A 12,533-nucleotide genomic window follows, 5' to 3' on the forward strand; every position below is an offset into this window, starting at 1 on the left:
AGGAAGCACCGGCTTCCCCAACCAAGTATCCATTGCAGCTCGGCGAAAACGTTGATGTGATGGAAAGCGTTCGCCCCTTGTGATCTCCCCACCTGTGGGGAGAATGCCCGGCAGGGCAGAGGGGGCTGACACGGCACAACGCCCACGCTCACCCTCCGACAACCCTCCCTCACCCGTCCAACGTCTCCTTCACCACAACAGCAAGCTGCTTCAGCGAGAACGGCTTCGGAAGGAAGCCGAATTTCGCCTCCGGCGGCAGGTTGCGGGCAAAGGCATCTTCGGCATAACCCGAGACGAAGATGAATTTCATGTCGGGATAGGTCTTGCGCAGCTCGCGCAGCAGCGTCGGGCCGTCCATTTCGGGCATGACGACGTCGGAAACGACGATATCGACCTTGCCGTCGAGTTCTTCCAAGATGGCCAGCGCCTCGACGCCCGAGCCCGCCTCGTGCACGGTGTAGCCGCGCGTTTCCAGCATGCGCTTGCCACCGCGGCGCACCGCCTCCTCGTCTTCGACGAGAAGGATGACGGCAGATCCCGTCAGGTCCTCCGGTTGCTGCGGCGATACCGGCAGCGGCACCACTTCGGCCCCGGCGATGGCGCCGTCGATCGAACCTGCTTCGGCGGCCACCGCCGGCTCCGGGATGTGGCGCGGCAGGAAGACGCGGAAGGTCGTGCCTTTGCCGACTTCAGATTCCGGCTGAATGTAGCCGCCCGACTGTTTGACGATACCGTAGACCATGGCGAGGCCGAGCCCCGTGCCCTTGCCGACATCCTTGGTGGTGAAGAACGGCTCGAAGATCTTGTCCATGATCTCCGGTGCGATACCGGTGCCGTTATCGGCGACTTCGACCAGCACCATGTCCTCGGCCGGCATGTAGGAGTAGTTGAAGGCCGAGACCTCGGCGGCAGTCAGATTGCGGGTGCGCAGCGTCAGCGTGCCACCCTCGGGCATCGCGTCGCGCGCATTGACGCAGAGATTGATCAAAACTTGCTCGAACTGCGACAGGTCGGTTTTGACAGGCCAGAGGTCGCGGCCATATTGCACGTCGAGCTTGACATTGGTGCCTGAGAGCAGCCGGTCGACCAGCATGCGCAGGTCGCCGACGACATCGGTAAGGTTCAGCACCGAGGGCCGCATCGTCTGCTTGCGCGAGAAGGCGAGCAGCTGGCGCACCAGCACTGCGGCGCGGTTGGCGTTGCGCTTGATCTCTATCAGGTCGGCAAAGCTGGCATCCGAGGGCCGCGCCTGCAAAAGCAGGTGGTCGGAGGAAAGCAGGATCGCCGTCAGCACGTTGTTGAAATCATGCGCGATGCCGCCGGCGAGCGTTCCCACGGCATTCATCTTCTGCGTTTGCGCCATCTGCGCTTCCAGCGCCTTCTGCTCGGTCACCTCGACGGCGTAGACGATCGCCGCCTCCTCTGGCGCCTCGTCGCTCTGGTCGATGACGGCATTGATATAGAAGCGGAAATAGCGCGCCTCGTCGGTCGGTGTGCGGGTGTCGAGGGGCGCAATGTCGCCCTGCCGGTCCTTGGCCGCTGCCAGCGCCGCGGCCAGCTGTGGCCGGTCGCTTTCCTGCACGATGGTTTCGAGATGCGGCGCCTTTTCGAGATCGTCGCGCGAGACGACGCCGGAGAACATCTTCAGGAATGGCGCATTGGTCCGCAAGATTCGCCCGTTGCCGTCGACCGAGGCGATCGCCATCGGCGTATTGTTGAAGAAACGGGTAAAACGCATGGCGGCGGCCGAAGCGGACTGGCCGCCGACATCGCTCTTTTCACGCGCCAGCACGATCGTCCGGCTTTCGCCGGGTGCGCCGTCGCGCATCGAGGTGACGCTGTGAATGATTTGCACCGGCAGGCTCTGGCCGTTGCTCTTGCGCAGGTCGAGATCGAGCGTCACGGTCTTCTTCAGACCCGGTTCGGCCTGCACTGACTGGATCAGTGCCAGTCCCTCGCCTGCCACGACGTCACCGATCGTCATCGAGCCCGGCACGAACTTGGTGAGGTCGAGGCCCAGCCAATCGGCAAGCGTCGCATTCAGGTAGAAGATCTCGCCCTTCCTGCCGGCGGAAAAGAAGCCGGCCGGCGCATGGTCGAGATAGTCGATCGCGTTCTGCAATTCCTTGAAGAAACGCTCCTGGTCGTCGCGCTCGGTGGTGATGTCGGTGATCTGCCAGATCTGCAGCGGCTTGCCGCCGTTTTCCTCCGGCTGCAGCAACCGCGCCTTCAGCCGGTACCAATGGGCGCCGGAGCTGTTGCTGCCAGGCCCGACGGCGCGTAGTAGGCGAAATTCCTCCCGACCTTCCTTGCCCTCGCGCAGACCGTTGACCAGCCTGTAGAGCGCCTCGTTGGACTCGCGATGGCGCGACAGCAGCGTTTCCAGCGTCTGCACCTCGGTCGCCTTGCGCGCGCCGGTCAGCGCGCCATAGGCGGCATTGGCATAGATGATTCGGCCTTTTTCGTCGGTGATCAGCGTACCGTCGGGATGGCTGTTGAGGAAGGCGCGCGCCAGGCTGTCGGACTGGTGCTGCGGCATCACCTCGATGAAGCCGATGACCGAAGACACCAGGAAGAAGATGCCGACCATGGCGAGCACGCCGAGACCGCCAAGCACCACCTCGTTGTCGAGCGATTTTTTGAAGAAGACGAAAGCGCCGGCAGCCGCGATCAGCACGAGCGCCAGCAGAAGAATGCGCAAGACCGTGCCAGAACGCCCCCCACGATCCACAAGCGGTGCGTTATAGTCGTCGGCCTGACGCGGTTTCGTCATGTATTCCTCACATAAGCCCTACCGCTTCGTAGCACGAACACGAAGCGGGAATCAGGCACTCTTTCCTTCTTAGCAATTTGCCGCGTCGGCAAAAACACCGCTAGCCGGCAAGACTGCTTGAATTCACAGGCAACAGCGCCATCTGCCCCAGAAGCCAACGCTGCCACCCGTGCGCAAGGTCGCCGGGTGCCAAGCAGCGGAACACGAAATCGCGTTCTCCAGTGACTGGACAGCACCGGCGGCCCTTGCCTAAGGAACGGAAAAGTCGTCAATATGTGCCGAATGCGAAATGGAGTGAGTGACTATGTTGGATGATGTTGTCGGAGCTTATGGCAGCCGTTTCCTGCTTGCCGCCGGTGGCGTTGGTCTGGCGCTTCTCCTGCTCATCATCGTGCTCTGGGTGATCCGCAGCCGGGCGCCCTCGCCCTTCGTGCGCGGCGGCCGCAATCGCCAGCCCCGCCTGCAAGTGCTGGATGCCGCAGCCGTCGATGCCCGTCGCCGGCTGGTGCTGGTGCGCCGCGACGAGGTCGAGCACCTGATCATGATCGGCGGCCCGAGCGATATCGTCATCGAAAGCCGCATCCTGCCCGCGGCGGCCGAGCAGCCGGAAAGCGCCATCCGCCCGCAGCCCGTCGAGCAGCGTCCGATATCCGTCGCGCGATCGGAAACGCCGCCGGTCCCACCACCACGCCCGCCGGTCGCAGCCCGTGTCGAGCCGGCGGCCGAGCCCGCTTTCTCCGCACCGGTTTCGCCGGAGCCGCGCCCGCGCCCAGAACCGTCGGCCCAACCGCCAGCCCCGCCGGCCGTGGCACCGCCGGTGGTCACGAGCCCTCTTCCAGCAGAACCCGTTACAGCTCCGCTGTCGGCCGAACGCGACAATCCTCTGCGTGCCGTCCCGCCCCAGCCGCGCCCGCTGGAGCGTCCCGTCGCTCCCCCGGCCGCGCAGCCCGCACCGTTCCACGATACCTCAAGTGCCGCCGAGATCCTCGATGCCGCCCGTCAGCGCGTGATGCCGCAGCAGCGCATCGAACCCGAAGTCTCCGCCCCGCCTGTCAAGGACATGCCGGCGGCCGCACGCGCCGCGCCAGGTAGCGCCGAAGACGAATCGGCTGCGCAGTCGGCAGCAGCGAGCCGTCTTGATTTCCAGCGGGTGCTGGAAGAGGAAATGTCGAACAATCTGACGGCCGAACGCATCGTACCGGCGCCGGCAAACCAGGTGCCCCGGCCCGGAGCGCCGCAACCCGGAAACCTGCCGCGCCGCGATCCGGAAATGGCGCCGATCACCGGCGCCGATACCGATCTGCAAAAGGAAGTCGCCCGCATCTTCGGCGAGATGAGCGTCAACCGCGATAAGTGACTGGCGCGACAAGTGACCGGCGCGACAAGTGAGCGGAAACGCACGTCCGGCCTTCCTTCATCACTAAGTTGCATAAAAGCCGCAATACGGCGACTTTCAGTTCCCGATGTGTCGGGGGACTCCATCTTGTGCTGATAATTTGTTATCGCTCCGGTTGAAGAGCGTTGGCGCATCGAGGTCATACTTTGCCTAAGTAAATACCGGTCTCACTCCAGTTTCACCCGTACTGCCGGACAGCGACACGCTGACGGCGTATGAACATGTTCATCGGGTGGTGGCGAGAGACCGGTTTGGCATTGTTGACATGTGCCATGTGCAACTCCGCTGTCTCAGCTCTTCTGCCGCCCAGAACATCGCCACACCGCGCCCGCAAGGGCTTTCTCACGCATCATCCTGGTGGACTTCCGAACGGAAGACCAACACGATATGTGCAATACCCTTCGGGTCCGATGGACCATTCTGCCGAAAACAGCGCCCCAGCCCTGGATTGTATGCAGCGGCTGCGGGGGCCTCAGAGCTTTCCGATGCAGTGACAAGATCCGGCTCAACGCCAATGGCCGCAAGCTCGATGCCTGGCTTATCTACAAATGCTCGACCTGCGAAAAGACGTGGAATCGTCCGATCTTCGAGCGCCGCAATGTTCGCGACATCGATCCCGCAGTCCTCGAGGCGTTGCAGTCCAACGATCCGGATTGGATCCGGGCAGAAGCGTTCAACCTCGAGGCTCTCAGGCGCAAGTCGCAGCGTGTCGACGAGTTTGCCGAATTTGAAATCGCAAAAGAGATGCAGCAGGAAATTGCCGATTGGACGAGACTGGAAATCGAACTGATGGTCCCGGTTCCAACAAGCACGCGCCTCGACCGCCTGCTGGCGTCCGAGTTGCAAGTTTCACGCACCCGGCTACAGGCTCTTCACGATTGTGGCATGCTGCGGACGGATTCGAGTCGAGCCGACGTTTTGCGGCGGCGGATCAAGAACGGCACCAAGGTTGCAGTCGACGTCACCGCCGAGACCGGCCGGGAGCAATGGTGGAGGTCTGTGGCGACCGGAAGCTCACCGTAATTATAAAAGGCGCCGCGATCGGATCGCGGCGCCTGTTCTGCTCTCATGCCTGCATGAAAACTCTCATTCGTCGCGATAGACCTTTTCGCGGCGTTCGTGACGCTCCTGCGCCTCGATCGACAATGTCGCGATCGGGCGGGCGTCGAGGCGCTTGAGGCCGATCGGTTCGCCGGTTTCCTCGCAATAGCCGTAGGTGCCGTCTTCGATGCGCTGCAGTGCCGCGTCGATCTTCGAAATCAGCTTTCTCTGTCTGTCACGGGCGCGAAGTTCGATCGCCCTATCTGTTTCCGACGACGCCCGGTCGGCGAGGTCGGGATGGTTTGCGCTTTCCTCGGCCAGATGGTCGAGTGTCTCACGCGCTTCTCTAAGGATATCATTTCTCCATGCAACCAGCTTGGACCTGAAATAGGCACGCTGGTTTACGTTCATGAATTCTTCCTCTTCCGAGGGAACGTAATTGCTAAGATCGATCTTCTCACTCAACGCGATTCTCCTGAAGAACATCTCATCTGGCCGGGTGTATATCCCAAGCGCTAGTCGCGATTCAAGCCAAATACGACAGGTAAACAGATTTTTAAATCTGTTACAATTTTCAGCTAACGGTCTCTTTTGTCATCGTTATTCCGGTTGCCGTTTTTTGCTTCGCCTTCAAAACGCCGTGTTATCAGCCCCGTTTAGGCGCTTGTGGCATGGCTGGCGATTGACGACGGCCAATTGCAACCGCTACTGAAAAGACCCGCCCGATCCCGGATTTGCCCATGACCGTACCGCTGCCTCCGCCCAACCGCATCTATCTCCTGCGTCATGCCGAGGCCGCCTGGGCCGAACCCGGACAGCGCGATTTCGACCGTCCGCTGAACGAAAAGGGCTTTGGCGATGCCGAGATCATCGCCGATAAGGCCGCCGACAAGGGCTACCGTCCCGATCTTCTGATCAGTTCGACGGCGCTGCGCTGCCGCGACACATCAGGCGCCGTCCACCGGGCGATGGGCGTCACGCTCGACGTGCGTTATGTCGATGCGCTCTATAACGCCACGGTCGATACCTATCTCGAGATCATCGATGCGCAGGATGAAGCGGCCGTCATGCTGGTCGGCCACAATCCGACCATGGAGCAGGCGCTGGAGGCGCTGATCGGTCATGAGGCGATGGCAAGCGCCCTTCCCGGCGGCTTCCCGACGGCAGGCCTTGCCGTCGTCGATTACGACGCTTCCGCCGCCGTCTGGCGCCTCACCGATTTCGTCGTCGTCTGAAGACTAGAGCAATTCCAGCAAAAGTGTGCCGCGGTTTTGCGAGGCAAAGCGCGAAGCGTTTTTGCCGGGAATTGCGAAAAAACAAGGAAGTAGAGCATTTCCGTGATTCGAAGAAAAACGGAAATGCTCTAGCGCCGCTTCTTTTGCGGGCGGCGCGCCCTCCCTATATTGCGGGGCAGTTACCAACCGGAATCGCGCCTTGCCGCCACGCCTGACATCCTTTGCCGATGACGCCCGCATCGCCTTCGACAATCTCGCCGACCGGGCGAGCGGCCTCGTCAATCCGACCGTGCGGCTCGGCGTCACCGGCCTCTCCCGCTCCGGCAAGACGGTCTTCATCTCCTCGCTGGTCCACAATCTGCTGCATGGCGGCCGACTGCCGCTGTTCGAGCCGGTCCAATCCGGCCGCGTCTCGGCGGTACGGCTGGAGCCGCAGCCCGACGATGCCGTGCCGCGCTTCCAGTACGAGGACCATATCCGCGCGCTGGTGAAGGATCGTATCTGGCCGGATTCGACCCGCGCCATCTCCGAACTGCGAATCACGCTGGATTATCAGAGCGCCAGCGGCTGGAACCGGCTGTTTTCGCCCGGCCGCCTGTCGATCGATATCGTCGATTATCCCGGCGAATGGCTGCTCGACCTGCCGCTGCTCGGCAAGGATTACCGCACGTTCAGCGAGGAGACGTTGGCGCTTGCCGAAACTGGCGTCCGCTCCGAGCTGTCGCGCCAATGGCTGGCGCTGACACGCGCCGCCGATATCCATGCCGGCGCCGACGAGATGGTCGCCCGCGACCTCGCCACCGCCTTTGCCGATTATCTCAAAGCCTGCAAGGCCGACGAACGCTCACTTTCCACCCTGCCGCCTGGCCGCCTGCTCCTGCCCGGCGATCTCGACGGCTCGCCGGCGTTGACCTTCGCGCCGCTGGCTCTGCCGCCGGACGGCCGTCCCGGCCGCGGCTCGCTCTGGACGATGATGGAGCGGCGCTACGAGGCTTACAAGTCGGTCGTCGTCAAACCTTTCTTCCGCGAGCATTTCGCCCGGCTTGATCGCCAGATTGTCCTCGTCGATGCGCTGCAGGCGATGAACCGCGGCCCCGAAGCAGTGCAGGATCTGGAACGCGCGTTGACCGATGTGCTCGCCTGTTTCCGCCCCGGCACCAATTCGCTGCTCTCCTCCCTGCTCGGGCGCCGCATCGACCGCGTGCTGGTCGCCGCCACCAAGGCCGATCATCTCCACCATGAAAGCCACGACCGCCTCGATGCGCTGACCCGCCGCCTGGTGGACCGCGCCATCGACCGCATCGGCATGGCAGGCGCCGGCATCGACGTCATGGCGCTTGCCTCCGTGCGCGCCACCCGCGAGGCGACCGTCAAACGTGACGGCCATGAACTGCCGGTCATCGTCGGCACGCCGATGGAGGGCGAAACCATCGCCGGCGAACGCTTCGACGGCCAGAGAAAGACCGCGATCTTCCCCGGTGACCTGCCGGAGGATCCGGAAAGCCTGTTCGACCGCATCGCCGCGGGCGAAACCGGCCTGCAGCTGCCCGATGTCAATGTCGTCAGGTTCCGCCCGCCGCATCTCGAGGAAACCGGCGGCGGCATCAAGCTGTCGGTGCCGCATATCCGCCTCGACCGCGCCATGCAGTTCCTGTTCGGAGATCGTCTCGCATGAGCAAGCCCCCGTCCGATCCGCCGCGCCGCGCACCCGCCGCCTTCACCTACGAGGACAAGGCTGCCGATCCGCGCGACAACGGCGGGCAAGGAGGCGAGCGGCGCAAGCCGGAAAGCTTCTCCGAAAATATCGTCGTGACGCCTGACGAGGACGATCCTTTCCTCAATCCCGAGAAGGATCTGAGCGCGGTCCCCATTGCAGCGCCGCGCAGGCGGCGAACCTCCTTCGGCAAGATCGCCGCCGGCGCCTTCGGCATCCTGCTGTCGCTCGCCATCGGCCTCTGGACCGACAGCCTGATCCGCGACCTCTTCACCCGCGCCGACTGGTTGGGATATGCAGCCCTTGCCGTGCTGGCAGCCGGCATCCTCGCCGTGCTGGTCCTCGTCATCCGCGAAACCGTCGGCATGATGCGCCTTGCCGCCGTCCAGAAGATCAAGGCCGAAGCCGAGGCGGCGATCCTCGAAACCCGCCCAGTCAAGGCGCGCGCCGTCGTCGCGCAGCTGACTGCGCTGCTCTCGGCAAATCCCGAGACATCAAAGGGCCGTGCGACGCTGAAGGCTACCGAGGGCGAGGTCATCGATCCCCCGCATCTGATCGCGCTCGCCGAACGGGAACTGCTCGCTCCGCTCGACCGCAAGGCCCGCGCCCTGATCGTCAATGCCTCGAAGCGCGTCTCGATCGTTACTGCTGTCAGCCCGCGCGCCGTGGTCGACCTGCTCTACGTGCTCTATGAGGCCGTGCGCCTCATCCGCGCCATGGCTGAGCTTTACGGTGGCCGGCCTGGCACACTCGGCATGTTCCGTCTGTTGCGTGACGTGCTGGCGCATCTGGCCGTCACCGGCTCGATCGCCGTCGGCGACAGCCTGGTCCAGCAGGTGCTTGGCCATGGGCTTGCCTCGAAGCTCTCGGCACGACTGGGCGAAGGCGTCATCAACGGCCTGATGACCGCCCGCATTGGAATCGCAGCGATGGATCTCTGCCGCCCGCTCGCCTTCCATGCCCTGAAGCGGCCGGGAATCGGTGATTTCATCGGCGATCTCACCCCCTCCATGTCGCCGCGCGGCAACAATCCTTGAACGAAGCAGCGATTCCGCAGTTTTCGCTTGCCGTAGCGTAATGCCGGAGAAATTTCCGCAGATTCAAGGCTCTAGTGACAGGTTTTTAAACCCATCACCGCGCGAAAACCCTGTACTACCTTGCATTTCGGCACAATCGAAAGGAAGGATTAACCATTCTTCGGCAAAACTTGCAGCCAGTTCGTGAGTGGTGTTTGCCAAGGAAAATCCATGTATTCGCGCAAGTTTCTTATCGTATGCGGCCTGGCCGCCGCGGCATTGTCTCCCGTCGCAGATGTCGCACCGGCAGCCACCGCTGCAACCCGTGACAAGGCCTTCTTCGATTCCGTCGCCGGTTCATGGAAAGGGCCTGGCGAAATCGTCGCCGGCAAGTACAAGGGCACAAAATTCACCTGCAACCTGATCGGTGAGCCCACAGGCGACAGTAGCGCCGGCATCAAGCTCGACGGCACCTGCCGCGTCGGCGTCTTCAAGCAGCCGATGACCGCCGTCATCTCTCAGTCGGGCTCGAGCTACAAGGGCAAATTCCTCGACGGCGCCGCCGGCAAGGGCCTTGACGTCGTCTCCGGCGCCGTCAGCGAGGATACCGTCGTTGTCGGCATCAACCGCGCCAAACTGAATGGCGCGATGATCGCCCGCGTGCGCGACGACAAGACGATGAACGTCACAGTTTCGGTCAAGGTCGAAAGCCAGATGATCCCGGTGATCGGCCTGACGCTGACCCGCCAGGTCGACGAGATGGCCGTCGGTTCCATCCAGTAGACAAATCGCACAGAGGATTTTCCTGAAGCGGCGGGTTTCCCGCCGTTTCCCGTTTCAGTTTCCCTGTTTCAGGCGCTCAGCCACCAATCGCGACTGTTGTTGGCAATCTCGATGCCGGTCACCTCTGCATCTGACAGCCAGTCACTGACCGCCCTGCCCCTGACCCGAAGACCCGGCGCGATATCGGCAAGCGGCATCAGCACGAAACCGCGATCGGTCATCCGTGGATGCGGCAGTTCCAGCCGCGGCGCGTCCTGGATCACGTCGCCATAGGTCAGCACATCGATATCGAGCGTGCGTGGCCCCCAGCGCTCGATGCGCTCGCGTTTCATTTCCCGTTCGATCGACAGGCAGATATCGAGCAAAGCCTCGGGCTCCAGCCTGGTCTCGACGACAGCGCAGGCATTGAAGAAGAACGATTGGTCGGTCTTGCCCCAGGGCGGCGTGCGATAGAGCCGCGAGACCGCGGTAACCCGGCAGTCGTCCCGCGAATCCAGCTTTTGCAGCGCAGCCGCCATCGCCTTCACCGGGTCGCCGATATTTCCGCCGAGACCGAGTGTGGCGGATTGGAACGCAGCCTTAAGCAAAGTGCTCAACGCTCACCTGCACGAAATCGAGCACGCCGGGCACCGGCGCGTTCGGCTTGCGCACCGTGATCTTTGCCCGCCGGATCTGCGGGAATGTCTCGCAGAGCCCCTTGGCGATATCGAGCGCCAGGGACTCGATCAGGTAACGCCGCTTGCCGGTGACGATCTGCTCGATCACGGTGAAAGCGATGCCGTAATTGACGGTATCGTTGATCGAATCGCTTTCCAGCGCCTCGCCGGCGACGACATCGAGCTCGGCATCGACGAAGAAACGCTGGCCGAGGAATTCCTCCTCGTCATGCACACCGTGGCGCGCAAAGAAGGCGCAGTTCTGCAGCGTGATCGTGTAGGTGGTCATGTCGGCCGCTTCCTCTCGAATTCCTGGCGCGCATTAAGCATAGCATCGGCGATATCAAGCGCATCCCTGTTGATTGCGACATTGTGCACCCGGAAAACCGCAGCCCCTTGAAGCCTGAGCAGCGCGCTGGTCGCAGCCGTCGCTACATCCCTGTCTTGCGCCTCACGCCCCGTTACCGTGCCGAGGAAGCGTTTGCGCGAAGTGCCGGCAAGCAGCGGCAGGCCGAAGCGGGAAAGTTCGGAAAACCGCGCCATCAGCTCCAGGTTCTCCTCCGCCGTCTCCTTTGCGAAGCCGAAGCCCGGATCGAGCACGATGCGGTCGCGGTTGACGCCTGATGCAGCGGCGATATCAAGCGACCGTTCGAGGAAATGCACCTGGTCGGCAATCACATCGACAAGTTTTACCCTGTCGCGGCCGGTGTGCATGATGCAAAGCCCGGCTCCGGTCACCACGGCAATATCGGCGATATCGGGCTCCTTCTGCAGCCCGAAGACGTCATTGACGATATGGGCGCCGGCACTGATCGCAAGCCGCGCCGTCTCGGCGCGATAGGTGTCGATCGAGATCAGCGCCTGGGTGCGGCCGCGCAACGCCTCGATGACGGGCAGCACGCGCGCCTGCTCCTCGGAAGGACTGACCTTTGCTGCGTTCGGCCGGGTCGATTCGCCGCCGATATCGATAATGCCGGCACCCTCGCTCACCGCCCGCAACGCCTGTTCGACCGCCGCATCGACGGTTTCAAAGCGTCCGCCATCGGAAAAGGAGTCCGGCGTCACGTTGATGATCGCCATGATCACCGAACGACGCCCGAGTTCGATCTCCCGGCCATGGCCGACACGCCATATGCTGCCTTCGAGCCCTGTCACCAGACTTATCCCATTGATGACGAAAAAAGCGCCATCTGATATTGCGCTTGGGGTGGCTATGCCCCAAGCTCCTGCCGATTTCAACACGGGTTGCGTTCAGAATGCCGCTTGCAGTGCGTTATATGGTCGTTCCTATCGCCTTTTCCATTGCTCTTTCCCTCTGCAGCCCGTCGGCAGCCGAAGTGATCGCATCGAAAAGCTATTCCTATTTCGACATTCGCGGCAAAACCGCGGATGAGCTCGACCGCGAACTCAGCCGGCGCGGCCCGACGGCGAGCGGTTCCTCGGCGCGCCATCCCGGCGCTACGAAGATCCGCTTCGGCGGCGAGGCAACCTATATTCAGAATAACGGGCGCTGCCGCGTCAGCAACGTCAAGGTCACGGTCCACACCCAGATCATCCTGCCGCGCTGGAGCAGCCGCAAGGGCGCCAGCAAGGAGCTGTCGATGATCTGGGACGCGCTGTCGAGCGATATCAAGCGCCACGAGGAGCGCCATGCCGAGATCGCCCGCGACCAGGCCCGCGCCATGGAGCGCGCCATTCGCGCGCTGCCGCAGCAGCGCAGCTGCGAAGCCATGCAGGAACTCGTCTCCGACGAATCAGCTCGCGGTATAGAGGAGCACGACCGGCAGCAGGCGCGATTCGACCGGGTCGAGGCGGTCAATTTCCAGAAGCGCATGCTGAGGTTGCTGAACAATCGAATCAACGGTCGAGCCGGCGCAAAATAAGGCTTTTCCAGTCTGGTTGCGAGCGAAAACCCTTAG

At 62.7% G+C, this 12,533-nt stretch carries 12 protein-coding genes; 7 read left to right on the plus strand and 5 right to left on the minus strand.

Annotated features, from left to right (window positions below; genetic code table 11):
• Nucleotides 1-169: 169 nt before the first annotated feature.
• A complete protein-coding gene (cckA, locus tag RlegSU303_RS11955) occupies nucleotides 170-2,773 on the minus strand; it encodes a cell cycle histidine kinase CckA (RefSeq protein WP_131718559.1) in 2,604 nt (867 codons plus the stop codon).
• A gap of 298 nt (nucleotides 2,774-3,071) precedes the next feature.
• On the opposite strand from cckA, the gene RlegSU303_RS11960 reads away from it, so the two are divergent.
• Both RlegSU303_RS11960 and RlegSU303_RS11965 read left to right on the plus strand, forming a co-directional pair.
• Entirely contained in the window at nucleotides 3,072-4,130 is a 1,059-nt protein-coding gene (locus tag RlegSU303_RS11960) for a flagellar biosynthetic protein FliO (protein WP_094085836.1), read from the plus strand.
• 306 nt (nucleotides 4,131-4,436) lie between these two features.
• Nucleotides 4,437-5,192 carry a DUF1062 domain-containing protein gene (locus tag RlegSU303_RS11965; RefSeq protein WP_131718560.1) on the plus strand — a complete coding sequence of 252 codons (756 nt, stop codon included), beginning with the start codon at nucleotides 4,437-4,439 and terminating at the stop codon, nucleotides 5,190-5,192.
• A gap of 63 nt (nucleotides 5,193-5,255) precedes the next feature.
• Here the strand turns inward: RlegSU303_RS11965 and dksA are convergent, their stop codons facing one another.
• Nucleotides 5,256-5,675: an RNA polymerase-binding protein DksA gene (dksA, locus tag RlegSU303_RS11970; RefSeq protein ID WP_003540142.1), complete on the minus strand. Its 420-nt coding sequence runs from the start codon at nucleotides 5,673-5,675 to the stop codon at nucleotides 5,256-5,258.
• 275 nt (nucleotides 5,676-5,950) lie between these two features.
• Here dksA and RlegSU303_RS11975 point away from each other — a divergent pair, with 275 nt between their 5' ends.
• The 4 genes from RlegSU303_RS11975 to RlegSU303_RS11990 all read left to right on the plus strand — a co-directional run bounded on the left by RlegSU303_RS11975 (nucleotide 5,951) and on the right by RlegSU303_RS11990 (nucleotide 9,958).
• Nucleotides 5,951-6,445 carry a SixA phosphatase family protein gene (locus tag RlegSU303_RS11975; protein WP_017960671.1) on the plus strand — a complete coding sequence of 165 codons (495 nt, stop codon included), beginning with the start codon at nucleotides 5,951-5,953 and terminating at the stop codon, nucleotides 6,443-6,445.
• Nucleotides 6,446-6,644: 199 nt separating this feature from the next.
• Nucleotides 6,645-8,120 carry a YcjX family protein gene (locus RlegSU303_RS11980; RefSeq protein ID WP_131644190.1) on the plus strand — a complete coding sequence of 492 codons (1,476 nt, stop codon included), beginning with the start codon at nucleotides 6,645-6,647 and terminating at the stop codon, nucleotides 8,118-8,120.
• Nucleotides 8,117-9,196 (plus strand): YcjF family protein, encoded by a 1,080-nt coding sequence (locus tag RlegSU303_RS11985; RefSeq protein WP_131718561.1) that lies wholly within the window; start codon nucleotides 8,117-8,119, stop codon nucleotides 9,194-9,196. The genes RlegSU303_RS11980 and RlegSU303_RS11985 overlap by 4 nt, the downstream gene beginning before the upstream one ends.
• Nucleotides 9,197-9,406: 210 nt before the next feature.
• The gene (locus RlegSU303_RS11990) at nucleotides 9,407-9,958 is read left to right on the plus strand and encodes a hypothetical protein (RefSeq protein ID WP_003540146.1); all 552 of its coding nucleotides are present in this window, start codon (nucleotides 9,407-9,409) and stop codon (nucleotides 9,956-9,958) included.
• Nucleotides 9,959-10,026: 68 nt separating this feature from the next.
• On the opposite strand, the gene folK is transcribed toward RlegSU303_RS11990, so the two are convergent.
• The 3 genes from folK to folP are packed head-to-tail and all read right to left on the minus strand — an operon-like array spanning nucleotide 10,027 to nucleotide 11,769.
• The gene (folK, locus tag RlegSU303_RS11995) at nucleotides 10,027-10,545 is read right to left on the minus strand and encodes a 2-amino-4-hydroxy-6-hydroxymethyldihydropteridine diphosphokinase (protein ID WP_017960674.1); all 519 of its coding nucleotides are present in this window, start codon (nucleotides 10,543-10,545) and stop codon (nucleotides 10,027-10,029) included.
• Nucleotides 10,538-10,903 carry a dihydroneopterin aldolase gene (gene folB, locus RlegSU303_RS12000; protein ID WP_003540148.1) on the minus strand — a complete coding sequence of 122 codons (366 nt, stop codon included), beginning with the start codon at nucleotides 10,901-10,903 and terminating at the stop codon, nucleotides 10,538-10,540. The genes folK and folB overlap by 8 nt, the downstream gene beginning before the upstream one ends.
• Nucleotides 10,900-11,769, minus strand: a complete 870-nt coding sequence (gene folP / locus RlegSU303_RS12005; protein WP_094085835.1) for a dihydropteroate synthase — start codon at nucleotides 11,767-11,769, stop codon at nucleotides 10,900-10,902. The genes folB and folP overlap by 4 nt, the downstream gene beginning before the upstream one ends.
• A gap of 101 nt (nucleotides 11,770-11,870) precedes the next feature.
• Between folP and RlegSU303_RS12010 the strand changes: the two genes are divergently transcribed.
• Nucleotides 11,871-12,497 (plus strand): DUF922 domain-containing Zn-dependent protease, encoded by a 627-nt coding sequence (locus RlegSU303_RS12010; protein WP_094085834.1) that lies wholly within the window; start codon nucleotides 11,871-11,873, stop codon nucleotides 12,495-12,497.
• Nucleotides 12,498-12,533 lie beyond the last annotated feature (36 nt).

The sequence above is a fragment of the Rhizobium sp. SU303 genome, from assembly GCF_021052345.1.
GTDB classification, from domain to species: domain Bacteria; phylum Pseudomonadota; class Alphaproteobacteria; order Rhizobiales; family Rhizobiaceae; genus Rhizobium; species Rhizobium laguerreae.